Origin of the sequence: Wolbachia endosymbiont (group B) of Ischnura elegans (assembly GCF_947251585.1) — a bacterium.
In the GTDB taxonomy this organism is placed as follows: Bacteria; Pseudomonadota; Alphaproteobacteria; order Rickettsiales; family Anaplasmataceae; genus Wolbachia.
The window spans coordinates 1,364,354-1,388,014 of sequence record NZ_OX366371.1 but is presented as its reverse complement, the minus strand read 5'-3'; the positions used below and the strand labels follow the sequence as shown (position 1 = coordinate 1,388,014).

The 23,661-nt window shown below is 35.6% G+C and carries 23 protein-coding genes and 1 pseudogene; all 24 read right to left on the bottom strand.

Annotated features, from left to right (window positions below):
• Window positions 1-8: 8 nt before the first annotated feature.
• Window positions 9-755: a hypothetical protein gene (locus OPR58_RS07175; protein ID WP_265022349.1), complete on the bottom strand. Its 747-nt coding sequence runs from the start codon at window positions 753-755 to the stop codon at window positions 9-11.
• Between the two features lie 863 nt (window positions 756-1,618).
• Window positions 1,619-3,754 (bottom strand): hypothetical protein, encoded by a 2,136-nt coding sequence (locus tag OPR58_RS07170; protein ID WP_264377839.1) that lies wholly within the window; start codon window positions 3,752-3,754, stop codon window positions 1,619-1,621.
• On the bottom strand, window positions 3,754-5,766 hold the full coding sequence (locus tag OPR58_RS07165; RefSeq protein ID WP_265022348.1) for a hypothetical protein: 2,013 nt from the start codon (window positions 5,764-5,766) through the stop codon (window positions 3,754-3,756). Before OPR58_RS07165 ends, OPR58_RS07170 begins: the two co-directional genes overlap by 1 nt.
• A 211-nt stretch (window positions 5,767-5,977) precedes the next feature.
• Entirely contained in the window at window positions 5,978-7,462 is a 1,485-nt protein-coding gene (locus OPR58_RS07160; protein WP_264377837.1) for a recombinase family protein, read from the bottom strand.
• 9 nt (window positions 7,463-7,471) lie between these two features.
• On the bottom strand, window positions 7,472-7,903 hold the full coding sequence (locus tag OPR58_RS07155; protein WP_265022347.1) for a DUF2924 domain-containing protein: 432 nt from the start codon (window positions 7,901-7,903) through the stop codon (window positions 7,472-7,474).
• Window positions 7,904-7,907: 4 nt separating this feature from the next.
• Window positions 7,908-8,342, bottom strand: a complete 435-nt coding sequence (locus OPR58_RS07150) for an ankyrin repeat domain-containing protein (RefSeq protein WP_265023181.1) — start codon at window positions 8,340-8,342, stop codon at window positions 7,908-7,910.
• A 173-nt stretch (window positions 8,343-8,515) separates the two neighbouring features.
• Entirely contained in the window at window positions 8,516-9,817 is a 1,302-nt protein-coding gene (ltrA, locus tag OPR58_RS07145) for a group II intron reverse transcriptase/maturase (RefSeq protein ID WP_265022346.1), read from the bottom strand.
• A gap of 665 nt (window positions 9,818-10,482) precedes the next feature.
• Window positions 10,483-11,649: a phage tail protein gene (locus OPR58_RS07140; RefSeq protein WP_264377833.1), complete on the bottom strand. Its 1,167-nt coding sequence runs from the start codon at window positions 11,647-11,649 to the stop codon at window positions 10,483-10,485.
• A 263-nt stretch (window positions 11,650-11,912) separates the two neighbouring features.
• The gene (locus OPR58_RS07135; RefSeq protein ID WP_264377832.1) at window positions 11,913-12,704 is read right to left on the bottom strand and encodes a baseplate assembly protein; all 792 of its coding nucleotides are present in this window, start codon (window positions 12,702-12,704) and stop codon (window positions 11,913-11,915) included.
• Between the two features lie 2 nt (window positions 12,705-12,706).
• Window positions 12,707-13,042 carry a GPW/gp25 family protein gene (locus tag OPR58_RS07130; protein WP_264377831.1) on the bottom strand — a complete coding sequence of 112 codons (336 nt, stop codon included), beginning with the start codon at window positions 13,040-13,042 and terminating at the stop codon, window positions 12,707-12,709.
• 2 nt (window positions 13,043-13,044) lie between these two features.
• A complete protein-coding gene (locus tag OPR58_RS07125) occupies window positions 13,045-13,299 on the bottom strand; it encodes a PAAR domain-containing protein (RefSeq protein WP_236514961.1) in 255 nt (84 codons plus the stop codon).
• Window positions 13,296-13,760 (bottom strand): phage baseplate assembly protein V, encoded by a 465-nt coding sequence (locus OPR58_RS07120; protein WP_012481798.1) that lies wholly within the window; start codon window positions 13,758-13,760, stop codon window positions 13,296-13,298. Before OPR58_RS07120 ends, OPR58_RS07125 begins: the two co-directional genes overlap by 4 nt.
• Entirely contained in the window at window positions 13,747-14,220 is a 474-nt protein-coding gene (locus tag OPR58_RS07115) for a hypothetical protein (RefSeq protein WP_012481799.1), read from the bottom strand. The genes OPR58_RS07120 and OPR58_RS07115 overlap by 14 nt, the downstream gene beginning before the upstream one ends.
• Window positions 14,217-14,724, bottom strand: a pseudogene (locus OPR58_RS07110) (phage tail protein). Before OPR58_RS07110 ends, OPR58_RS07115 begins: the two are co-directional and overlap by 4 nt.
• A 1-nt stretch (window position 14,725) precedes the next feature.
• Complete coding sequence (locus OPR58_RS07105) at window positions 14,726-15,028, bottom strand: head-tail joining protein (RefSeq protein ID WP_012481824.1); 303 nt, start codon at window positions 15,026-15,028, stop codon at window positions 14,726-14,728.
• A 6-nt stretch (window positions 15,029-15,034) separates the two neighbouring features.
• Window positions 15,035-15,430, bottom strand: coding sequence for a VOC family protein (locus OPR58_RS07100; protein WP_007302872.1), 396 nt, complete (start codon window positions 15,428-15,430; stop codon window positions 15,035-15,037).
• A 52-nt stretch (window positions 15,431-15,482) separates the two neighbouring features.
• Window positions 15,483-16,484, bottom strand: coding sequence for a major capsid protein (locus OPR58_RS07095; RefSeq protein WP_236514954.1), 1,002 nt, complete (start codon window positions 16,482-16,484; stop codon window positions 15,483-15,485).
• 43 nt (window positions 16,485-16,527) lie between these two features.
• Window positions 16,528-16,899 carry a head decoration protein gene (locus OPR58_RS07090; protein ID WP_038536951.1) on the bottom strand — a complete coding sequence of 124 codons (372 nt, stop codon included), beginning with the start codon at window positions 16,897-16,899 and terminating at the stop codon, window positions 16,528-16,530.
• A gap of 74 nt (window positions 16,900-16,973) precedes the next feature.
• Window positions 16,974-18,011, bottom strand: coding sequence for a S49 family peptidase (locus tag OPR58_RS07085; RefSeq protein ID WP_214303452.1), 1,038 nt, complete (start codon window positions 18,009-18,011; stop codon window positions 16,974-16,976).
• Window positions 18,011-19,417, bottom strand: a complete 1,407-nt coding sequence (locus OPR58_RS07080; protein ID WP_236514950.1) for a phage portal protein — start codon at window positions 19,415-19,417, stop codon at window positions 18,011-18,013. The genes OPR58_RS07085 and OPR58_RS07080 overlap by 1 nt, the downstream gene beginning before the upstream one ends.
• Window positions 19,414-20,118 carry a glycoside hydrolase family 25 protein gene (locus OPR58_RS07075; protein WP_236514948.1) on the bottom strand — a complete coding sequence of 235 codons (705 nt, stop codon included), beginning with the start codon at window positions 20,116-20,118 and terminating at the stop codon, window positions 19,414-19,416. The genes OPR58_RS07080 and OPR58_RS07075 overlap by 4 nt, the downstream gene beginning before the upstream one ends.
• Entirely contained in the window at window positions 20,115-20,339 is a 225-nt protein-coding gene (locus OPR58_RS07070; RefSeq protein WP_143688727.1) for a gpW family head-tail joining protein, read from the bottom strand. The genes OPR58_RS07075 and OPR58_RS07070 overlap by 4 nt, the downstream gene beginning before the upstream one ends.
• Before the next feature lies 1 nt (window position 20,340).
• Complete coding sequence (locus OPR58_RS07065) at window positions 20,341-22,170, bottom strand: phage terminase large subunit family protein (protein ID WP_265022345.1); 1,830 nt, start codon at window positions 22,168-22,170, stop codon at window positions 20,341-20,343.
• The gene (locus OPR58_RS07060) at window positions 22,167-23,660 is read right to left on the bottom strand and encodes an ankyrin repeat domain-containing protein (RefSeq protein WP_265022344.1); all 1,494 of its coding nucleotides are present in this window, start codon (window positions 23,658-23,660) and stop codon (window positions 22,167-22,169) included. The genes OPR58_RS07065 and OPR58_RS07060 overlap by 4 nt, the downstream gene beginning before the upstream one ends.
• Window position 23,661 lies beyond the last annotated feature (1 nt).

Sequence of the window (23,661 nt, the reverse complement as noted above, 5' to 3'; positions counted from 1 at the left end):
ATTGTGATTTACATGCCTATCAGTGCTATGCAACAAAGCCATCCTTCCTTTGTCCACATATGCATAAAAAGCTTTACACTTTCGCTTACATAAGGCTCTGAATGTTTTTTGATTTCCATGTCTAACCAGATATTATAATTGTCTTCTGAGACATCACTTGGCCCTAAGCAGTCAAACAATTTTTGGAATTGATCAAAGCGAAGTGCACTCTGTAGCGTATCTAAACTACCATAATAACCATTTTCAGCTAAGTCTCTTTTTAGAAATTCTGGATATCTATCAGGATTTATCTGGCTAAAACAAAATTCGAATATTTCAGGATAACTATTACAACGACTACCTGCTGCATATACCGCTGTTTTCATCAAGATCTCATCCTTTTTCTGTGCGTTCATTTCATTTTCAGGTAATAACTTTATTTTATTCCAGAAAAATTCCACTGCCTGCTCTTGCTTAAAACTCATAGCACATTTAAGCCCGTACTCATATGGATGACAGCCATCTAAATTTAGTTTAGAGATGTAACCACTAACAAAATGTGACCAAAAAACTATTAAAAGGTTGCCTCCTAGAGGCTTAACTAAGTGACCATACTCCAACAGACTGCTCTTACCTTGAGCTGATAGTTTATTTTTTCTCTCTTCAAATAGAGCAATAATATCTTCTTCCAGGCAATAACGACAGGCAATCTCATATCTTTTATCAGTACTAAAAGGATTATTTGAATTTTGCACAATCAATTTTTTACCTACCATTTGCCTATCAAGCTTAACTCCGTGTAAATTGTCTACTTTTTTCCAACAATCCTCACCAGACAACACTTGTGCAAGAAAATTACATCCTTTCTGTCCACTTTTTTGGTGTAGACGCCAATTTGTATAGCACCAGCGTTCAATTTGAAAAAGCTTAGATGCTCTATAGGGATCATCTTCTCTAATGGATGAAAACAAAGCTTCTGGAATATCTGAGCGCAACATAGCCACTACCTTAATTAATTAGATTATCAATTACATTTTAAGTATAGTATTCTATCTTTAAAACTTGTCAATCATTATTGTAGAAAATTTTCTAACCCAAAGTAGTTTTAGGCAAAAGTCTCTTAAGAAGCTCGGTACGGGATTTTTCTTTACCTTCAAATTCTGTTTTCATTATGAGTTTGCCTTAAATTCCTCCTTAAGAAAATTAGTATTAATCTAACAACGTATTTTACTAATAGCTTAAATAATATAGCCATTTCCAGTGCTCAAAATCAAGGAACGTGAGAGCTTTTTGTTTTGGGATGGGATGGTCTACCATGTGTACCATACGAACTTTTTTATATTCTGACTTTGCTATACGCTAAAACTAGCCATATTAGCCGATTTTATCCACATCCACATACGAACTGTTTTGCCTAAGCTTATGGAAATAATTTAAATCTTCTATTTTTATAACCTTATTTTTACGCGGCTTGTTCTCACAAATATACGATCTTTTTTGTAATTTTAGAAAGAGTCAATAATTGAATTTTTTGTGATGCTAAATGAGAGAACTTTTTGAAAACATGCTACCAATAAAAAAGCTTCTATCTCCTACCTAGCGCTCTCTCTTGCATACTTGAAAAAACTACTCAAAAAACTTATACACCAGCCCCACTACCTTTCCCAATTCCTGCACTTGCACCTTGGCTTACATTCACATCATCTAAAACAGTTTCTGGATCTACCCCCATTCTTCTTAATATTTCTTCAAATTTTGTTGCCTTTTGAGCTTCTTGTTCTGCCGTTTGCTCTGCCCTTTGTCTTGCCTGAATTGACTGTCCTCTACTTTGCTCTAATGCTCTAATTCTAACTTCTATTTCTTCTATGTGCCTCCTTATATCGTTTGATTCTTCTATTGCTTTTTTTGTTCTTTTTTTCTCTTTTTCAAAAAAGGTTTCTTTTTTCTCAAACTTTTTTTCAAGCAAATCTGTTAACTGATTTAGCGCAAAAACTGATATACTTCCTATTTCTCTCCTTTTTGGATTGCCACCGTTGTAATACTGACCTACTACATCTTGTATCCCTTTGCCATTTTCCTTATTGTAATAGTAATTTACCATAAGGTTTGCAAATTTGAATAATTCCTGACACGAGAGCTTTTTTATATACTCCTTACTTATTTCAGTAAATTCAGTTTCATCTGCTCCTAACACAAATTTCTGTTGCTCAAAAAAATCACTATTATCCCAACGGAAACAATTTTCTATATTCTCACACAATTTTACTATCAATTTGTAGTATGAATTTATTAAATCAGAATACTCCAATATTGGCTCTACAAATACTTCATCAGGTTGTACTTTATCTTTTTTGTGACTCTTCAATATTTTGTATTGTGCTTCACCCTCTTTTAATAACTTACCCACTTCCAATTTTATTATCTCCAACTCTTTAGAATTTTTACATTCCTTACTTAACGATTTTAGATTTTCTATCCAAATCTCTTCATAGAATTTTTGATACTCTTCATTACGTTGTTCAAATTTCTTTCTTATCCCTTTTGTTGAGTCAAGAATGTTTCTTGCTTCTCTTATAGACATTTCCTTATTAAGTATCTTTTTCACAAAACCTAAGTTATTTTTTAATGGCTTTATATAGTGTTCTCTTACTTCTTCCAAATATTGATTCCTTGATTCCATTAACCTTCCTTCTTCCCAATACGCTATATAATGCAACTTATTACATGCAGCTATATTGATTATCTTAAATAAATCTTGACCGCTATTAATTAGATTGACTGAAATTTCTCCAAATAATCTATATATGTAACCATACCCTTGCTTTTCTTTCATTACATAATCATGTACATTATTTAGTGCTTTCAGTATTGCATTAATTCTCTGTTGCATACTATTTGCATTTTGCATACCTGCTTGTACATCTGGATGATACTTTAATGACAGTCTCTTAACATCATTAATTCTATCCTTAGCATATCTATTGTGTTCTTCTTTACTCTTTTTACCCGCTTCTACATCTTTCAGGCTTATATCAAGATTCATTAGTAACCATTTTAATTCAAATGATTCCAGTGCTTCATTTAAAGTGGCATTAGAATCATTATCAATGTTATTACTTAAAATAACTGTCCTAATCAGACTACTAAACTTATCTGCTATTGCTAGCGTTCCTACTTCTGCAGTATGTCTACCAGTAAGATAAGAAGAACCTGCAGCTATTATCCCTGCTATACCCATTGTTACTCCTGCCCCTAATGTCGTATTTTCTACTCCTAACGCTGTAGCTACTCCTCCTAATACTTTTTTTCCTACATTTAGCATACATCCCTCCTTTGTTAGCTGTTGATAATTATAAATATATCCATATTGAACAATATGCCATTGATGTACTATCACATTTGTAAATACACTAAGCACTAACCTCTGCAAAAAAGAGTAACTATCGTAATTTATTGCCCTTTCCCACTGTTCTTTAGTCAGCTCAACATCTTTTATTTTCTTACTCCATGGCCACCACCAATACACTTTCATTTCACCAAACGCTTCAAGTAACATCAGGCATTCGTTTTTTGATACCTCACCATCTTTATTCTTTTGTAGTAGTACCTTAGAATCAAAACCCTTTTGTTTGCATAAGTGCTCAAATAAAGTAGGACCAAACTCCCACAAAAGTACCCGATATTTTCTATGTTCAGAAAAACGTCTAACTATATTGTTTTGCCATAAAGGTAAACTAACACTACCAAATGTATATTCAGGAAAAATTGGTTCCATTAATTTCTTCCAATTCCTGCACTTGCACCTTGGCTTACGTTCACATCATCCAAAGCAGTGCCTAGATCGACTCCCATTCTTCTCAACATCTCTTCAAGTTTAGCTGACCTTTGAGCTTCTTGTTCTGCCCTTTGCTCTGCCCTTTGTCTCGCTTGATCTGACTGTTCAATACTTTGCTCTAGTGCTCTCTCCCTAGCTCCCGACTCTGCTAGTCTTACACTCTCTTCATGCCTCTCTGCTTTTTCTACCTCTTCAAACTTGTTTTTTGACCATTCTCCTACATCTGTACGGTAATCAGGTCCTGTTAATATTCCCTCCCATGCTGGACTCCAGGTTATTGTACGGGAAATATATCTACAAAACCTAGCAATATACATTGATTTAGGCAGGTCATTATAATCATATAAAAGCGTAAGAAAGTTCTTATACAACTTCTTCAGATATGGATTGTTAGATTTTCTTGCTTCCTCTTCTATCTCACTTATATAATCCACTATTACTCTATCACATCCTGTTCTTATTGCTAAGTAACCAACCTCAATACACTCATAAAGTTTAGCATATGCCTCTTCACGATCTTTTTCAGATGGCTCAGCTTTGCCTACAAAGAATTCTACAATTGAACCGAAAAATGAAGTATTACGAGTATTAATATTTTCTACGCAAGTTTTCAATAGACTCATAAACTCTCTTTCACCCTGACCACCTATCTCATTTAGTAATGGCACCTTCTCCCCACTTTTTACAAAAGACCCGTCCTCAGAAGGAGTTTCTGATACTAGTTTAAGTAAATCTACTTCTTCCTTTCCTATAATCGAAAAATTAAATAGCAATTTATGAACCTTTCTCATTACTGTAAAAATCGATTTATCTATTAGAGCTTTATATTCTCCCCCCAATCCTTGCAACCTCTCCTTTATTGTAATTGATTGATTTGTGCTCGGATCTATAACACAACTTGCTAATAAAGATGCACCATTGACTATCAACACACTTATGATATGCATACTAGGTTGATCTTTATCAGCAGCATATTCCATATACTCTTTCAAAAGTTCATGCCTATTGTTTTTCTTGACCTGTTCCTTTATTCTTTCTTTTATTATTCTAATCTTTTGCTCCTTATCTCCTTCCGTGTTGTTGCATTCTTGATATAAAGGATGATGTCCTTCCTCAATTGCAGCATTGAGTACGTTATCAATTAGTTTATCATAAACTTCCTCAATAAATTCACCATTACGTATTCCATTCACTACTTCTTTACTAATACTGGTTAATATCGACCTTAATTTATCATCACCATCCCTTAAACCATCAAGCTTTTTTACTAGTGATTCATTACCTTCATATAAAAGACGAATTGCCTGACCATTTCTAATTCTCAACTGATATTCTTGAGTAATCTTTGCATACATATCACCATATACTTTATTATAATGATCGGATACATCTAACTTTAATACTGGCTGCAAAGCAAGATTGCTCTTAAACGCTTCAGTAATTTCCTTTAAACACTTATTTCCTTCTGTATAATCATCGCCATCATAAGAGTAAACAAATCTTCCTGCTGGATCAAACATGTCTTGCACGTTGAATACTTGATATTTATTTTCTACAGTTTCATGCTTAAAACCCTTATATCTTTCTAGTATTTCCCGCTCCACATTTTCTAATTCTTTATTTACTTTTTCTACATCATAATTACTTGCTCTTACATCTAAAAGTTCATCAGGCTGTGCAATGTTACTTCTGGTCGGTAACCTGCCGTGTATAAGACGGCCGAAGTTTTTGTCTAAAACTTGTTTTTGTGCAGCAATTATATTAATAGGCAGTTGATATTTTAAAGTTTGAGTTATTCCAATAACTTTATAAGAAAGTATGGAGTGAGTAAGCCAATCTTCCCATAATTGACAATATTTAGTGCTCAATAATATCTGCAGTAACTTAGGATCATTTCTATCTATCGCTGCTTTTACCTGTTCACTAAATTGCTTATCAAAAAAACTCGGCATACTACCTCTCTAGCTATACAATAAGCATACCTTAACTATCATTAAACCACAAATCAACAACTTTTTTTTTGCATAAACTTTTAATTAATTTTGAGCTAAATTTTAATAAAAATCTCTATAGCAGCTCTTTTGTAGTGTTTCTTATTTTTCAGTAATAAACTGAAATATTTTCTTTTTTCATTGTCATCTCTTCTTGTTACTTTTATAAACGTTACATCGCTAATCCATAAAATTTTTCTATTTGCTCGCTCCACAGCATCGGTATTTCTCTTAAATCCACTAACCTCAAACCCCTTGGCTGCCTCCCATTTACTATATCTTCTTTAATTTTTGGTGCTAAATAATTTAATCTTAAAATTTGTTGTATACGTCTTGTACCTATATTAACTTTAGCACTCAGCTCTTTTATATTTGCGTATTTTCCTTCCTCTAGCTGACGTTTCCATAGGTGAGCCCTCACCACTGCTTTTAGCAATGCATTATTTGTTTTTCCTTCTGGCTCGATTACTGTGCATTTATTTCCTTTCTTCTTTATTGATATAAATTTTTCCTCTGATTCAGAACATAACTCTATTCCATCCTCTCTCACCAATACTGCTTTTATTAACTTTTTCACTACTTCTTTCTGCTTTCCAAAGCTTAAATTTTTCCACTCTTCCGCTTTTTCTCCCCGTTTTTCATATAATTGCTCTGCTTCTTTCATCACTTCTTTTTCTATTTCTCCAGCTACTATAGTTCGATTTACCGATTTACAATTTTTCCCTCCTAGATGATTGTTACATACATAGTATCGATACCTTTTATTCTCTTTTTTCGAGTATGTCAGTGTCATATTTACATCACAGCTCTTGCACTTAATTATTCCCTTTAGCAGCGCTTCCTCATATTTTGCTTTTCTATATGGCTGATTCTTTATTAACTCTTGCGCTTTTTGCCATTTTTCCTCTTTTATTATTGCTTCATGCTTTCCCTCATACTGTTTGTCATAATGCCTAATTTTTCCCATATATATTGGATTTGTTATTATTCTTCTCACCGTTGCCTTTTTAAAGATACCTGATTTCGTCCGGTACCCTTGGCTGTTTAACTCTCTTGCCAGTTCTGCCATTGACTTCAGCTCTATATACCTCTCAAATATATGTTTTACCAACTTTGCTTCTTTTTCATTTATTATTAATTCCTTATCTTTCACATCATACCCAAGCGGTAAAGTTCCACCCATCCATAATCCTTGTTCTTTTGATGTTGCTATTTTATTTTTTACTCTTTCCACTATCATTTCTCTTTCTAGTTGTGCTGCTCCTGATAACACCGTTTGTACGAACTTTCCCATTGGCGTATTATTATCAAATATCTGCGTTACTGCTACAAAATTTACTCGATGCCTTCTAAAAAATGACGTTACTTCGATGCTGTCTTTTGTTTCCCTTGATAACCTGTCTAGCGTATATACTACCACACAGTCCACTTCTCCTTTTTTTACATCTTCAAATAATTCTTTTATCGCTGGCCTTTCTAAATTTTTCCCTGAATAGCCTCCATCATCGTACCTTTTTGCCAATGCTACCCAGCCTTCTTTGATCTTTATATATTTTTCACATGCTACTCGCTGCGCATCAAGACTGTTAAACTTCTGCTCTAGTCCATCCTCATTTGATTTTCTCGTATATATCGCACACCTTACCTCTTTTAGCATTCTCTCTCCTCAATTTCCACTTTTGTCACGCATCCCGAATAATAAAGGTCCGTTGTAGCTCATTCCCATTATTTTTCCTGCTACTGCTGATAATGACGTATAAAATTCTTCTCTGTAGATTAAACCCTTATCTGTTACCATTACCGCATGCGTCTCTTCCTCTCTCTCTAGTATTAATTCTGTCCCTTCTACTGGTAATTTATCGCTACTTATTCTTTTTCCTTTCTCTAGCCGATCTGCCAGATACTCTAGTCTTTTTGTCCCCTTTCTTGACATTTCTCCATACGATTTTTCCTGCATTCTATAAGCTAATCTTGGTATCAGATATTTCTTTGAGTATCTAGGCGCCTCTTCCCCAAATACCTTCTTCCACGTTTTTCTCAGCTCACCCAAAGGTTTTCTCTCTAAATTCATTACTTTCTTTTCTATTTCTTCCTCCATATCTTTAGCCTCTCATAGAAGGTTTCCCACTTTGCTGTTCAAATAACTTTTCAATTCTTTCTGTTTCTTTCTTCAATATTTCAGTTATCTCTTTGCTGTTTTTCGCATAATCCATCCCTGTCATTCCAAATTTATCTGCTTGCTCTATTTCAGCCCCTGCTTTCACTAGCTCCTCCACTATTTCTTTTTCACCTACCATGCACGCAAGGTGTAGAGGTATGCATTTATTTCCATATTCCTCAGCATTTACGTCTGCTCCTGATTTTATCAATTCCCTCACGATTTCTAGACGTTTCTCCGTTACCGCTAGGTGCAGTGCTGTGTGTCCTTCTATATCTTTAGCATTCACATTCGCTCCTTTTTCGACTAATAACTTCACTGTTTTTGCGTCTACCGCATAATGCAGAGCTGTTCTTCCATTCTCGTCTCTTGCATAAATATTTTTAAATGAGTTCTCTAATAGTGACTCCTCTTTTCCTTTTTTACTGTTTGGTAGAAGCTGTAGCTTTACTCCTCTCGTTTGAGTTTTATTACTACAACTCCCCCTAAAGAACCGTGCTTGCAGATTTCCCGCACACGGCTCATCAATATTAGTTTTCACAGTCGTCCCTCTTATGCATATAAAGAAAAATGTATTTTTGGCTTTGGTAATGGATTTACTTCTACGTAGTGTACAAACTGTTCCCAGGTCATACTCTTTTTCTGACTACGCCGATTTATCCATTTAAATGCTAGCTTTCTTACTGATGTATAAAATTGTTTTAAACACCAATAATTTCCGCTAATACCAAAGTAGTTATAGTGTCCTGTTAATTTAGCCTTCAGTACTTGCCACCAATCTTTAAGTCGAATACTTCCGCGGACTTTTTCCAACCACTCTTTGATTTCTTTTAGTTTTCTGGCTAGATTTAACTTTGAGGTTTTATGTCCCATCATTAATCTACCAAGACGACTTTTTGCACCATAGTGCGTAAACCCCAGAAAATTGAAACTTTCCGTCCTTCGTTTCTCTCTTATCGCTTGTTGCCACTCCCTCTTGCCAAACTTTACTACTCTGGTCTTGTTTTCAGATACTTCCAACCCGAATTTATTTAACCTTTGTTTCAGTAATTCCAGAAATTCTTCCGCGTCTACCTTACTTTCGCAACAAACCACAAAATCGTCGCAAAACCTTATTAGTTGTATATATCCTCTGGATCTTGGTTTAAATTTCTTTTCAAGCCATAAATCCAACACATAATGTAAGTATATATTTGCTAATACAGGACTTACTATACCACCTTGGGGTGTACCTTGTTTTGTTGCTTCATAATATCCAGCTTCAACTATCCCTGCCTTAAGAAAACGCTTTATTAACCACAGTAAATTTGGGTCAGTTATTCGTTCCCTTAGACATCTCATTAGCCATTTATGCTGTATATTATCGTAGAACTTCTTGATATCCACTTCTACAATGTAGTTTATTGGTTTGTACCTAACTGCTTTATCTAGTGCATTTACCGTTTGATGACAGTTTCTTCCAGGTCGAAATCCATATGAGCTGTCCAGAAAGTTTGCCTCGTAAATATTTTCTAATATCTTCTTCAGCATAATCTGTACCAACTTATCCTCAGTTGATGGTATTCCGAGTCCGCGTTTCTCTTTACTTCCGGCTTTTGGTATATACACCCTCCTCACCGGTTGTGGTTGATATTGCTTTCCCTTCATACTATCCACTAGTCCTTCCAGTCGCTCTTTTAGATTTTCTCCGTAAGCTTCCACTGTTACCCAGTCTATTCCACAAGCCTTGTTACGCTTTAGCTCTTTATAACACTCTGCAAGGTTTCCTACATTTATTAGATGTATTAGCGATGTGAATTTCAGTCGCTTATCTTGCTTTGCTCTTACTGCTATCTGGTTTAGTTTATCTTGCATGTTATTCCAACCTCCGTTGTATTGGCATAGCAATCCCTATACCAGTTACTATATTGCTGATCGCTTCCCCTTGTACGTGGCTTTCCCACACTCCGAGTACTATCAATCAGTCCGACTTCCTCTGCATCTTCCGCTAGTTCTTGCCTTTGTTGACTTGTTCCAGCGTACCTTTATAGGAATGCATAGGATCTCCCAAGTTCACTTGAAGTCCATTTCAATACATGGCACGGTCTCAGATCCCGATAGAGTGAGTGATAACTCGCCTTTGCATTATCCCTCATGCTGTCTTCCACCGAAATGAAAATGTCGACCTCTATGTCTTCAGGTATTTCGGGACTCAATCCCTTCACTTTCGTTGTACCCTGCATTGTCCATTCCACTAGCTCTATTACACTCGTTACCTCATGCAACATAGTGGTCTGTTCTAAACTGTTGGCTAGACTTTGTTTATGTTGGATTTTCACCAACTGTTCTCCAAGCACTTCTTGGCGCACCATGACCTACCTCACAAAACTAGCTTTTCTAGCGCCAGATAAATTTCTTATGTTTACCTGCTGCTATTCAAGTCATGTCCGTTTTAGCATGAGAAAGCAAGTCCTTTTCTTTTTATTTCATACACTTTAAACTATTATTAATATAATATATGAGGATCTAAATATAAGTATTTAACTTATTACACATATTGCTTGACTATTTTTCCAACTTCTGTGCAAATGTCGATGTTCGTGCCATTTCAGTACTCCCGGGTAAAACACTAAAATGTGCTTTTCTAATTCGTGTATTGAGTCTTTTTGCTCTGAATATAAGTCGTTTTTATAGTAAATGTTGTGTTCTGCTAAAACATATTTTCTGACCTTCTGATCTGTATAATTTTCTACTTTGTAACGATGGATAATACTGAATCTTTCTAAAATTGGCTTGTGTTTTAAACTCCAATGTTGCCCTGAAAGTTTATCGTTTCCCAATACAAATTTATTTCCTTCTTCTTCTATTCTACCAACCGGAAAACAGCTATTTATTTCTCCTAATTTCCAGCTATCTGACAGTACAATCTGCGCTTTTGCAAATTTAATCGATGGTAATAAACTCTGTGGTAATGGATATAGTGCTTTTAAGTTGTACCACAAATGATTTCTTTCATAAATACCGTTATAATTCTTTGTGTGAGGCTCTGTTTCTCCAAGTACTGCTACATCTAATCGATATATGTCATTACTAAATGTTTGTTCATAATGCTCTCTTAAATAGTTGTCTACAATCTCTACTAACGGACCTCTAGAACTGAAAAAATTTATTCTTCCAAACGATAACACTGGTCCATCTTTTTCAACTTTTCTACCTGAATAGTCTGATAATAAGCTGCCGAATATACTTTCATCTAATATAAACCTATCAACGTTATAGTAGTCATTAAAAATCCTCATTAGCCTTGATCTTGCTGGTAATGATAGTTTTGCAAGTTCTACTACTGCATCTACAAAAAAGTCATTTGGAACATCTTTTATTCCTATTTGTAATTCAAAGAAGTGTTTACCAGGTGGTTCTTCGATAATTGTAATATCTTCTATATTTGCCCACTTTAGTGCTATTTTAAGTGATGCAGGTGTTCCTCTCAGTCTTTGAAATTTTACTCCTTCTACTATCGCCCTTCTTTTATTTTTTACCCAGCGCAATATCTCTTCTAAACCATATTCTTCTATTATCCATGGTAATGTTTCTTCTTTCAGGTTGAACTTAAACCCTCTGATACAGCTTGGATCAACCTTATAATCTATTGCATCAACCAGTGCTTGCTCTTGCTTTGTTGCGTTTGGCGGTAATAAACTTTTCATTTGTCTTTTCTTTCAAGTTGCTTTAACTTCCTTTATTTAGGTAGCTTATGAGTAAGCAAGAGATCATTGCAGAAAAATAAAGATGTTCTTAATATCGAAAACACTCTCCATAATATTTGACCATATTATCCATACTTTAAAAAACAAGTTACAACTTCTGGAAGAAAATCAATACTTTCGTCTCCCTAACATTGGATCCAGTAAACCTTAAACCACTTATTGCACGCAATCCCCTCACTGGCACAAAACAAAAAAAATACGTTTTAAATCCTATCTAACTTGACGTAGCCAAGCACTGCACACTCATTCCCCAGAACCACAACATCCTCTCTTGGCTCGATTAATTCTACGTTTTCTACACCCTCTACAAACAAATTTGCTATTATCCATGATCTTGTTACGTTCCATCCCAACCTTTTGCTTGCTTCAAACTTCTTAATAAATTGCTTCTTGATTTCCTCCTTTGATATTACAGGACTTATGCTCATTCTGCTGTGAATATCTATTTCCATAATATTGCAACCTATCACTTTTACTGTATCGGTTAAAACCCTTATATCATCTCTAGTAACCTGCTTTTTTACAATTTCTAGTAGCTCTTCTGACGCTGTGGATAACTCTGTGGATAAAATTGAGATTTCTACACTTCCTGGCACTTTTGACTCAACCAGCGCATCCTTTACTCTTCTATCTGCTGAGAGTGCTTGAAACCGATAATGCTCTTTACTCCCTCCTGTGCTTGAGCCAACTATTCTTGCCTTGATTCTTTTTCTGAAGCGTTCATCTTCTTCTCCATCTTGCCTCTCTGCTCCATAAAACTCAGCTAAATTATCAAGCTCTTCTCCCCTTGCAAACTTGAGTAAATTGCTTTTTACCGCTTCATTTATTCTTTGTCTCAGCAAAAGCTCTCTCCAGGCTGCTACTTCTAAAATCTTCATCGCTGGGTCACTTTCAATTAGTGCTGTAAAACTTTTATCTCGACTTATTAATTCTTCTTTCATCCGAGCAAAAATCTCTTCAAAGTTCAGTGGTTCGATAATATTTGGCTGCTGCATTTTTAAACAACTACTCCATTAATATTTATGAACTTACCTTCTGAAAGATAGACACCTTCTAAATTCAATGTTACTCTCCCTTCTTTTACTTCTGTTATCTTCACTTTCTCTAATTTAAACCTTCTCTCCCATTTTTCTAGTGCTCCTGCTACTGCTGCATAAATTTCTAGTGTAAAATCACGATTTATTGGCTTATCCACCAATTCAAATAATCTTGAGCCATAATCTCTCCTCATTATTCTACTGTTAATAGGAGTGGTCAGTATATCAATTATCGACTGCTTTAAGTGCTCTATTCCTTCTAACGTCTTTCCTGTTTTAGCATCCATACCCTTCATTTCTATTTTGCAAAGACGCTTTCACTGCCTTTTATTACTTTAAACCCACATGAAACTATATCTCCTACTCTTCCTACACTAAGACCATTTGCAAACACTATTTTTGATCCTTGAATCATTACTTTTCCTTCACTAAAACTGTCTCCTTGTCTACATATTGACTTACCGTTTACAAAAACATTATTACTTCCGCTAATGCAGAAATGTGGTATAGCTTCTCCACAATAGTCTCCTAACCTTACTATTCCTTTGTTCAATTTAAGTCGATCCTTTCTGCTTTCAGTTTTATTCCACTTTTTGTCATTTCTATGCTCGATTCCCCAGCTTTCAGTGTTATTTTGTCTACTACTTCAATCTCTAAATGATGTTTATCTTTATCGTATGACAACTTTGTTCCATCTTGAAATGTTAAGCTACTCACCTCTTTTTTATTTTCTGGTGCAGAGTACTTTTGTTGATATATTCCAGGAAGTACTACTCCTAAAGATAATTCTCCTAGCGGGGAAAGTATCACTACTTGCTCATCAATACCTGGCGGAGACCAATTTCTATCTTTTCCTGCTTTGCTTGTTATCCATGGCAACCAATCTGTTAAAAATTCGCCTATTTTAATTCTTACTTTTGCTTTTTCATAATCTACTTCTTTTACAAGCCCTATTCGTACAATGTTTGCTAATTTTCTTTGCAGCTCTGAAATAGCAAAATTACTCTCTAACATTTTCTCCTATTGTAATCGTATGTGGTTTAATCTTATTTTCTGTCCATATCGATTTACCTAAATGAAGCTGATGACTCCACTCAACCAACCACAACAAATACGCATCTAATTCGGGTCTAAATCCGTCAATTTCCGTAGAGATAAATTCTCCTGGTGAAACATTTTCCACATTCCAAGTATTTTTATTTACTACTCTTGCTACTTCTGCTGCTAATGTTCTGACAATAATAGGGGCATTTTCTATTGTGCTATCAGTCACAATGCGTGCTTCAAATCTTGCTTTCAGCGCTAATTCCTCTGTTCCAGGATCTTTTCCCGATTCTAAACTCACAAGCTCTACAAATAACGCTGGCGCTAATAATTCTTTTCTTATCGATGGATAAATTTCACAAGTTTGAATTGCTGGTATTTCTCTCTTCAGCGTGGTACAAATTTTATCATGTAAATCTTTCAAATTCATCCTTTATAGCTCAATTCACGTTCAAAAAACTTTGTAAAGACTTCTTCAACTTCATAATTAACAAGATTCCCTATTATCCTTGAAGCCTCTGGTTCCAGTGGTAGTTTTACTTCCTTTATTGGAAATGCTGCTCTTCCTTCACGTTTAAACATACCGCTATTTCCTTTTGGCATAACTGCTGCAAATCCTCCTATAAACTCATGCTTTCCTACTTTCGATCCTCTTTTTGTTTTTTGTTTTTTGTATTTTGCCAATTGCCGATGCTCTAATGTCATAGAGATTTGCTCTAATTAACACTTCTAATCTGCTAGTTTTCGCCTTAAAAATTCTTAATCTCTTTCTTATCAAACTTAATTTTATCTTCTTTTCCTCACTGATTTCCTTAGCTGCTTGCGCTTTTAACCATAGTGCTGTTTTGTTTAATGCTCTCACTATTGCTAATTCTATTTTTTTTCTTTTAGCATTTACACTTTCTATTACCTCAACTTCTATATGCACAGACATTTTACACCCCAGATGCTTCGATTCTCCAGATCATTCCAGACTTATCCCTAAGTGGTGGCGTGTGTATTTTGTATTTGCAATCACCTATAACAAAAATATCTCCTACAATTGGCCTCAGTATATCAAAAATGCTTACCTCAAGAAAAAGCATCTCTCCCACAAATTGTCCTTCACCAATCTCGTATAATTTATCTGGCTCTTGCTTTAATACTTGTACCATATATGACTTATCCTTTGACTCATACAAAGCTTGCTGCCCCAGATGTTCGAAGCAATCTTTAAATAATTTTGATATGTTTTTCACCTTCTGCTACTTTTTCAATGGACTGGAGAAACACCACTGAATACCGTATTCATCCTTTACTACACCAAATCTGTAACCCCAATGCATATTCTCTAACGACTTTTCTACTTGCATTCCTTTACTTACTGCCTTATTAAACAACTCGTCAGCATTTTCAACATAGACACATAGCTTAGCAGCTTGTAAAACATTCCCGCCAGCGATAGAATTACTTTGTACATCATCGATATATACTAATGAATCACCTATCTGTATTGCTGCATGCATTACCATATTCTTATTGTTTTCATCAAAGTGAATTTCCAATACTTTTGCATTTAAGGCTTGTTTATATAATTCAATAGCAGACGTAGCGTCTTTTATAATTAATATTGGAATTATTTTTCCTAATAGTTCTGTCATATTTTACCTATAAATAAAAATATACTGCTAAGATTACAATACGTTCACAAATTTACACAGTAATTTTTACCAAAATGGCCGGACGATGGCACATTGGCAGAGGATTTGACTGCGTATGTAAATCGGTCCCTCTATCGAATCTTCTCGGCTCTTGTTTTGCGTATAGTGGCTGTCCAAGAGTATTTACTGTCTCATTAAAATCTGCTGGTGCAAAATATGTTGTAAATGTGCTTGCTGTTCCTACTGGAAAACAGTGCCCTGTATCTTTCTCAATAAATCTTCTAACCGTTCCTTCAGGGTCAGTTGCTTGCCCTCTATATTCCTCAAATGTTATGCCACAGAACGTAAATCCTGACCTCATATCATTCCGAAGTGCTGCTCCTTCTTGCCATCTTTCGTATGCTTCTTTCACTTTACTATGCGAAGTTAATGCATCAAAAAACTCAGGGCTTACCAAAGCATGAATCCCGGTCATATATTCACCACTTAGATTATCTTCAATATGCCGCAATACTTCTAGACATTTACGCTTGACATCGGTTGTCGCTGTTCCTAGTGCAAAATTTACTACTTTTGGTGTTATTTCAAATTCGTTGTACAGATTTAGTAATTCTGACCCATCAGCATCTAAAATTATTCCTTTCAGCGCTCCCATTCGCAAATGCTCTAATGTTATTGCATGTTTGTTTCTCATTAGCTGTAAATGGTCAGTTATTACGTCTGCTAGCGCTTTAAGTTCACTTTCTGATCCAAATGCCCTTATTCCTTGTACTTCCTCTGGCAGTACTACATCATCATGTGGAATATGTGGAATCGTAAACGTTCTTACCTTTCTTTTTCCTCTTTTTCCTACTGTTGCTGGCGCCCCTGGAACTTGCGTTGGTAGTAAACTTAAAACTCCGTTATGTTCTTCTATTGTAATATGTCTAAATCTTACTGACCTATTTGGAAATAAATTTAAATTTTCAACCCGTCCATAATTTATCGGCAATATATTCATCGCATTTGTTAGTGCCGTCATGCTAAATGCTGTATTTGTAAATGGATTTTGCATTTTTTCTTTTCCCCCTTTGTGTTTTTTATTGTTTAATATAGCTTTAGGCCGCTTTACGGATAATGATTCCTCGTCCTTCAAGTTGCTTTATTGCTGTAGCTTTCTGTTCTTCAGTAATATTTGCTGGCCACACAACTGCATGATCAGCTAGCATGGCACCACGAGCAATAATTACTCCTTTACTATTTTCCTTTGCGTTTACATCGCTTGCTATCACTCCTATCGCCGTTTGTGTACCATCTGTGGCAGTTGGATTTAAAGCTTTAATAAAACCATCTTTAGTATCATAACCAACTACTGTTCCCAGCTTTAGATTTTGTCCCTTGGCTACTGTTATCTGATCTCTTGAATATAAGTTGGACACTTCATATTTCAGAAGATCTCCTAAATTATTTCCTTCAGTTATACTTATCATGTCTTTTTCTCTCCTTTTTTTATTTTTTTACCGCCATATTTGTGGTTGTTATACACGGCGGTTATACACATACTTTAAATGTTTGATTGCGCACGACTTTTCGCTACCTGCATCATCAACTCTTCTCCTGAATTCTGTGGTATTGCACTCAGTATCTCTGTCTTTTTCGTTCGCTCTGCAAGTAATTCCATTAAAACCTCCCTTGCTTGCTCAACACTTACACTTTGCTCAATAAATTCTCCTATCTTTTCTGGCATCTTCGATAAATTACATAAACGTATTAATTCAAGAACTTCAGTACGATACTTGGTTAAATTATCAGTTTCTAGGTCATTTGTAGTTTGTTCATTCATAGTAATACTCCTATTTTTATTAATAGATGAAAGAATTGTCATTCCGTCTGCAAGGCCTATTTCTACTGCTTTCTCCCCAAAATATAGCCCTGCCTCTGTTGATCGAATCTTTTCAATTGAAAGACCTCTGTTCCTTGCTATTAGCTGCAAAAACATTTCATATAGTCGGTCTACTTCTTTTTGTAAGCTTCCCAGACTTTCAGACGTCATTGGCTCATGTGGATTTAAATCATTCTTTCGACTACCAGCAAAGATTGTGGTATACTTAATACCTTGCTTTTCATCAAACCTACTTTGATCTATGTGACTTGCTATTACTCCAACACTTCCTACTCCTGAAGTTCTACTCACAAATACCTTCTCAGTGCTAGAAGCTATAGCGTACGCTGCAGAATATGCATCATCATTTGCTATCGCTATTATCCTCTTTTTTCCTCTTGCACTATAGATAAAATCAGCTAAGTCAAATACTCCATTTACCTCTCCTCCTGGGCTATCTATGTCCAGTAAAATAGTCTCTATACTACTATCTGCTAATGCTTGTGCAATTTGTTCTTCTATTTGCTCATATGATGTCATCCCAAGCATTTCATCAAACGCACCTGGTTTTTTCGTCAAGATTCCATGAATTGGTATAATTGCAGTTCTTTCTACGTTACTTTTGATAGAGTGATTTTTGAAAATTGGCTGTTTTCCTTTGTATAGCGATAGTAGCTCAAAACTCCTTGGTTCAAGCATTAATGGCTTTCCTAAGAGCATCATAATCCTTTACAATCAGAGTCAAACATTAAGTTGAGACTATTTGCACGACTCTGATCTTCTGCTATTTCTTGATCTATTTCTTCTACATCGTAACCCATTTCTGATACTACTTCCGATCGACTTTTGAAGCCATTCCTTACTGCCATTTGCTGTGCTTGTTGATCTTTTAAAGGATCCACCCAATCAAATCCCTGTGGTATCCATTTCACTTCTTCTTTCGCTGCTTTTGCTACTTTTTCATCTATACTTAGTTCTCCACAAAGCACTGCTAATTCTAGCCATCTATTCCAAATAGGTCTACAAAACTGGAACACTATCACGTTATGCTGTAACATTGCACACCTTCTGCGAAACTCTATCAGCCCTGCTCGAATGGATGAATAATTAACACCGGTTAAATCTCCTGTTAGCTGCTCATATGTTATCCCTGTACCAATCGCTATTGCTCTGAGTTGCTGTCTCATAAACGCTTCATAACTTCCTCCAACATCTGATGGCTCTGAAAATTTTATATCTTCTCCTGGGTCTAAAAGCTGCATTGTTCCAGGTTCTAGGCCAGATAGTGCTACTCCTTGCTCATTTGCTTGCTCCTCACCTAAAATATTTGCTTCAGGATCGAGTCTTGTAATAAACCCTGCAAACATCGCAGCAGTCTTTTTTCTTACCAATTCTGCATCATCGTATTGATCAAGTTCATAAAGCTTTAGCAGTATATTAGAAAGCCATGGCTCTCCCCTAATTTGCCCAGGTCTTAGTGGTCTATAGATATGTAAAACATCGTTTGCTGGCACTCTTACTGACTCTCCAAAGGTATTTTCACCAGGGTGTTCTTTAAATAGGTAGTATGCTTCTCTTTGCCCAAGCCTGTTAAACTCAATCCCGTTTCTTATTACATTACCATTTCCTAAAGTTTGATTTGTTTTATTATCTAAATGTTCAGACTCAAGTACTTGCAGTTGTAATGGTACAGAAAATCTATCTTCCAGCTTTCTCGTTCTTAAACGTACAAAACATTCTCCTCCCTCTATCATACTTCTGCATACTAGAGCCTGCAGACCATAAAAATCACTTACTCCGTTACTATCTGCTTCATCTGTCCATTTTAGCCATAATTCTTGCACTTTCTTTCTAAATTCTGCATTCTTTGCTTTTGATTGCGGCTTTATTCCTGTTCCAATAGAGTTACTTACTATTGTATCAATAATATTTGCTGCATATGGATTTTTTCTCACCATATCACGTGATCTACTACGTAAAGTTTCAAGGCTTTGAGACAGCAAATTGTTTATACTTCCTAACTCTGGTTGAAAGTGAAAAAATCTTCTTCCTGACCCTGCTGCATCCCATGCTGAACTTTTGATTTTTGGCTTGCTAAATAGTTGTTTGAAATTTTTCAGCATCATACTAACCAAAATTCTCTTAATTCTTTTAATGTGCCGTTAAATTTATTTCTGTCACATTTTCCGATTCCACTTACTTCATGTGGCTCTGGACCATTTTTACCGTCGGTGTATTGCCATAAAATCCACTTATTCCAGCCTTGCGGTAAAACAGGTTGATCTCCATATCTTGCTATCCATAATGGACATTTAGTCAAAATTGGTGTGGCAAAATCTTTCAAAAATTTAGCACCTCCATACACTAAAGGTGAACGCCCTGTTTCTTCTTGAACTTTTTTAATAAAATCTTCTGCTTGTCTTGGTTCTATATTTTTTCCACTTTCGTTCTCTTCAATATCAAGAGCAACAATTGTATTTTTAGCTTTACCCACTGTATTCAAAAAGTGATTTGCCTGATCCTTTCCATCTTCCCCTACACCGAAATGATATGAACCCCATAATAGACCCAAGTCTTCAGCTTCTTTTCTTCTTTCTTTGTATTTTGAATCTATGTACTCTGTTCCTTGCGTTGCCTTATGAATTACTCCAACTATACCACTCTCTTTAGCTAACTCAAAATCCACATTTTCTTGCCAATGTGACAAATCTATTATTCCATTTACTGAACTCTCTCTATTGTCCCATAGTTTTATGAAAGTTTTTAATTGCTCTAAAAATTCAGAATATTCCTCTTTTACAACTTTTCTCAGAAAATTTTCCCTCATATAACTCCTTTATTTGTTGCAAAAATAATCTTTCGTTTAGGCTTCATACCTGCAACTTTCAGTTCAGCCTTAATACGTTGCCGTAAATTCAGCAAGTCATTTATCTGAACTTCAGCATATCTCACCACATGGTCACCATATGCAATTGATACTACTCGCTCTCCGTTTTGTAGTTTCTTTATCGCTTCTTCGACTTGAATTAAATACTCTTCGCTGTACATCTTACTTCTCATTCAACCATTTGCTTTGTCTCACTTTTTTAGGTTTTTTGCTTTCTGGCTTTTCACTTAAACTATTCCATTTACTCTCTGGCCAACGATCGATTCCAAGCGCAATAGATGCTGCTCTTGCGTAAATTCGGCAGTCTAGCACTTCATTTCTTTCTCTTACCTTTTGCCACTCCTGTTTGGTGTATCCTTTTACTACCTTACTGACTAATTGCTCTGCCGTTAACTGCTTAAAATATTCGGGTGCATACTCAGGAAAATGACAATATCCTGCTGGCACTTTCTCTTCTTCTTTCAAAATATTAAGTAGCTGAAAAAGCTCTGACTTTAATATCGATACTCCTACTGGCCAGAGCTTTATTCCTCTTTTTAGCTTTTGACCACCAACTGTTATATCAACTCTACTTGGGCTGCTAAGTGGCACTAGGGCTTTATTTACACCTTTAACTGCCATTACTCTTCCAGATCCTTGATGACCTCTTACCCAGTTGTATACTTCTTGCGTTGCATATCCAGCATCTACTGCCATCATACTTATCATATATTCAAGCCCATTTTCACCGATAAAATGATGATTGAGGAGCTCCGAAAGCTTTCCCCATACTTCTCCACCTCCTGTATCTCCTTCAAATACTCGGTAGTCTATTGACCAACTTTCACGACTTTTTCCCCATGCTACAACTTCCACCTCTAGACGATCTTTTTGGACATCCACTCCTGCAGTAAGTACCACTTCTCTCCTTGGTACTGTGCCAATCTGAAAAAATTCTCTCCTGTTAAATAATTGCTTCCAATCAGGTACTTCTCCTTTATCTACCCAAGTTTCTCCAAGCGTAGTATTTATCCAAACTTTCAGTAATTGTTCACTTTCCTTTGCATGCAGAAAATCCTCTACTGCTTGTTGCCAACTATACCACCCAACTGGGCTATAAAGACTTGAAAGGTGAAATCCTATTACTTTGCTATTGTGTACTTGATTTGTAGCTCTCCATTCTCCACGTTCAAGCATCTCTGTCTTTTGATGATTTTCTATCTTTTCACCACATTCTATACATATATAGTGTGCTGTACTTGGATTTTTATCTTCCCATTTTATTTGTGACCATTTTAGAATTTGATAGTAATTACAATACGGACAGGGAACAAAAAAATATCTCTTATCTGTTGCTTCAAATTCTTTCTCAATTCTGCTTATTCCATGAATCGTTGGTGTCGATACTAAAAAAATCTTTCGCCTTGCAAATGTATTAGTTCGAGCAATACTGAGCAGTACTGGATCTCCTTCTCCTCCTGAATCTCCTGGGTAGGCATCTATTTCATCAAGAAAGAGATATTTTACTGGCATAGATCTCAGTCCTACACTACTATTCGCTCCAGTTATTACTACTATTCCACCTGGAAACTCCTTACTTTGTACAGTATTCCCTGAATCTCTTGACCTTGGGTCTTTTACTTTACTTTTTAAACATGGTGTACTCTCTATTAACGGTGCAAATCTTCCCTTCGACCAACGTTTTCCCATTTCAACTGTTGGCTGCACAACTAACATTGGACCTGGTGTTTGATCGATAATATAGCCAATCCAATTGTTACCTGCTTCTGTTCCTCCAATCTGCGCTCCTTTCATGAATACTACTTTTTCTGCAGGTGAAGATGGAGAAAGTGAATCCATGATTTCTTTTAAATAAGGAGTTCTTTCTGTTCTCCATTTACCTGGCTCTGATGCTGCAGTTGCTGCTAAAACTCGATACTCATTTGCCCACTCTGATACTTTAAGCTCTGGATCTGGTCTTAAACCTTCAGAAAAAGCTCTAGCGTATATCATTGTCTGCATCTACTCATAATTGGTTCTATCTCAATATTGTTAACAGTAGAGTTTATTCCTCCACACTCCTCCAATTCCATAAACATCTTTTTCTGAAATTCGTTTTCTATATATCTTTTGCTCATCTCACTTATCATTAGTGCTATAATAAGCGCAAATATCCCTGTTGTTGTTGCAAAAATGATTGCACTGCTTATTGTTGTTACTGTTAAACCTATATATGCTGCCATTACTACTGCGCTAACTGTAATACAGATGCAGATAATATTATTATGTTTTTTCATCCTTTTATCTGCTATTTCTCTCTGTGCTATATATTTATTATGAAGGGTTGGAAAATTGATAACGGTATCTCTGCAGAGCAATGCACCATTTTTTTCAGTAAATAAAACTTTAAGTAACTCCAAATTATTTGATTTGATTGCTAAGTGCAAAACAGGTATATAATTTGCTCCTTTTTTCAGTAGTAATTTTACTACATGTAAATGTCCTTTTTCTGCAGCAAGGTAAATCGGTGATAGACCTTTATTATTTACAATATCAATATCGATTTCTTCCTTTAAAATAGATTCTACAATCTCAATTTCTCCTCTTTGTGCAGCTAAATGTAGTAGACTATTCTTTTCAGAACCGTATTTATTACTCATCAAAGCCTTCTTTATCTCAGGTTTAGCGTAATCAAATGGTGTCTTGCCGCTATCGTCTTTTACCAGAGGGTCTATATCTTCTCGCGTTAGTAAAACTTCTATTGTTTTCAGTCTTTCAGCATAATGTAGTGGTGTTTTATTTTCGTAGTCCTGCAAATTGACTTGAGCATTAGGCTCCTTTATTAAGCATTTGAGAATATCGAGACATAAATCTCTTTCATCGTAATTAGTGTTACTTACAGCTATATGCACTGGTGATAATTTCATCGAGTTTTGTCCTACACGTGCGCTATTTACATCTGCTCCTAGCTCCAGTAATAACTTTACTATCTCCAATTTTTTGTTGTTAACTGCATAGTGCATCGGTGTCTGATTTCGTACATCAAAGACATCTATTTCAGCGTTTCCTTCTCTTATCAAAATCTTTACAACTTCTGCATGTCCTATTCCTGCTGCTAGATGTAATGGAGTATGATGCAGAGCATTTCGTACATTAACGTCAACACCTTTTCCTATCAAATATCTAACTGCATTAACTTCACCTATCATTGCAGCTAAATGAAGTAAGTTATCTTGTTCTGATCCGTATTTGTTATTAATTAGCGCTTGTAATATTTCTGCTTTTTTACCTTCTTTGGCGTAATCTAAGGAGGTTTTGCCTTCATTGTCCTCAACAAAAGGATTGATATTCTTTTTTGTGAGTAGCAGATCTACCATGCTTAATTCATCAAATTCTATAGCACAATGTAGTGGTGTCTTTCCATTTAATCCTCTGACATTAACATCTAATCCAGGTTGATTGATTAAACACTTTATTAACTCTAAACTTAAGTTATCAGCCATT